At 62.2% G+C, this 2,117-nt stretch carries 2 protein-coding genes; both read right to left on the bottom strand.

All coding sequences use genetic code 11. The features are described 5' to 3' along the window. Positions 1-54: 54 nt before the first annotated feature. A complete protein-coding gene (locus tag OXG98_10330; protein ID MCY3772399.1) occupies positions 55-840 on the bottom strand; it encodes a hypothetical protein in 786 nt (261 codons plus the stop codon). Between the two features lie 109 nt (positions 841-949). After that, positions 950-2,117, bottom strand: a 1,168-nt coding sequence (locus OXG98_10325; GenBank protein ID MCY3772398.1) for a TonB-dependent receptor, incomplete at its 5' end; no start/stop codon positions are given.

The following is a 2,117-nucleotide window of genomic DNA, read 5'->3' as shown; positions in this document are numbered from 1 at the left end:
ACCCAGTGTCCCCAATGCGTTTCGGTGGTTCATGTGCGGTTGCCCCTGTTGGTGTTATCGGGCCTGTGGCCCGGGGGAAGCCCTGCCTGCGCCGTAGGACACCAGCATGTCCCTGGTTTTCGCGGTCTCGAAGCTCAGGCTGAAAGAAATGGAGACGGACGCGCTGTTCCTTACCCAGTGCGGCGCCAGGAAGGGAATGTAGACGCCCTCGCCGGCGCCGAACTCGAACCAGTCGCCGCGCTCCGCGAAGCCGTCTTCAAAGGCAATGTTCCGGTGCGCACCCGCCGTATAGTCGCGCAACTGCGCCTCGGTCAGGACGGTGCGGTCGAAGTGATCGAAAATCTGGATTTTCTTGGAACCCTGAATCTGCAACAGGAAGTTGTGTTCCGGGTCGATGTGGAACGGGGTCACCGCGTCGGGCGACGAAAGGAACAGGAAGCTTCTCGGCGACAGCAATTCCCCGTCGTCCAGTTCGAGGTCCCGCGCGATCTCCAGAAGGCAGAGGCGCTGCAGTTCCGCATAGTCCGGGTGCTGCTCCACGCTCTTCAGCAATACCCAGGACCCGCAGCGGTCGATGTTCCTGATGGTTTCCTCCAGCGACAGGTCGTTGGCCGGTATCGACGATCCGGGCTGGCTTACCGGAAGGTCGCCCAAGTTGTACTCGACGCTCGTCGAGGGTAGTACGGCGGCGACATCCAGTATCCGCTCCGTCGAGAACCAGGGTTCAACCGCAAACCCGTGGCGAAACCTGAAGGGTTCGCGCCCATAGGCGGCGCTCGCGCGCACCGGGCCGGGAAAGCCGGAGGAGCTGTTCAGTTCGAAGCGGGGCTGTGCGTTCATTCCGGTTCAGGCTGCCTCGGGTTCGGGCTTCCCCCGGGTCCCATTCTACTGGAACAGGTAAATCCCGGAGTTCGGGTCCTGAATTCACATGTCGACGCTCCAGGCGGGACTAGAACCTCGTGCGGACGTTGATACCCACCGTTATCGGCCGGATCACCAGCGATTCGGTGCGGTCCCTCCGGTCCTTGAACTGGAAGGTCAATGCGTCCTTGTTGAACAGGTTCTCTGCGTAGACCGTGAACTCCCACTGCTCCCGGATCGCCCCAACGCGGACGTTGGCGACGGTGTACTTGCCGAAGTCGATGCGGGGTACCGTGCTGTCGGCATTGAAGTCGCCGACCATCTTTCCGATGTAGTTCACTTCCGCCCGGGCGAACCCTTCCCAACCGGGCGTCATGGGGAAGCTGTAATCCGCGGTGCCGCTCAGGGTGAGGTCCGGGTGGCTGGGCAGACGGTCGCCCTTGGCCGCGTTCAGGAACGGCTGGTCGTCATCCAGGGTGAAATCGACATAACCGCCCGCGAGGCCCAGTTGCAGCCGCTCGGTGACCAGGAATCGCGCGTCGAACTCGAAACCTTCTCCGGTGGCGGCAGCGAAATTCTGCACGAAACTGATGCTGCAGGTGGCGTCACCGAACAGGCGTACCCGCACCTGCAGGTCGCGCCAGCGATTCTGGAAGACACCGGCGTTGAGCACGAAACGGCCGTCGGCCAGGGTCATCTTGGTGCCGAGTTCGTAAGCCCACATCGAATCCGACAGGACACGGCCGGGCGTGAAGCCGAGCACCTGTCTCGCCAGCTCCTGGCAACTGGGCTGCACCACCGGGTTGGAGCCGCCGGTTCCGATCCGGAAGCCTTCCGCGGCGCGCCCGAACACCATGACCTCGTCGGTGACGTGCCAGGCCAGGTTGAACATCCAGTTCGAGTGGGGTTCCTTGAACTGGGGCGTGGCCACCATCTCCGAAAATGCCGCTCCCGCCCCTTCGGCAACCTGGTTGGTGAAGCCGTCGGCGGTCTTGGTGTTGGTACGGCGAAAACCAACCGTCGCGGCAAGATCGTCGGTAACGTTGTAGGTCAGCTCACCGAAGAACGCCAACTGTTTCTGGTCTTCGTACTTGATCTCCCGATAGATGTAGTCGGGATAGGTGCCCGGCACTTCGTTTTCACCGAACGGGGACACATAGCCCTCGGGGAAATAGGAGACGAAGTCCTGTCCCGGGGCTGCGGCATTGAACCGGTCGCCGGAGTCGTTCTGATCGTATTCGTCGCCGATACCGATG

The organism is Gemmatimonadota bacterium (assembly GCA_026706345.1).
GTDB lineage: Bacteria > JAAXHH01 > JAAXHH01 > JAAXHH01 > JAAXHH01 > JAAXHH01.
This window is presented reverse-complemented; position numbering and strand designations above follow the sequence as displayed.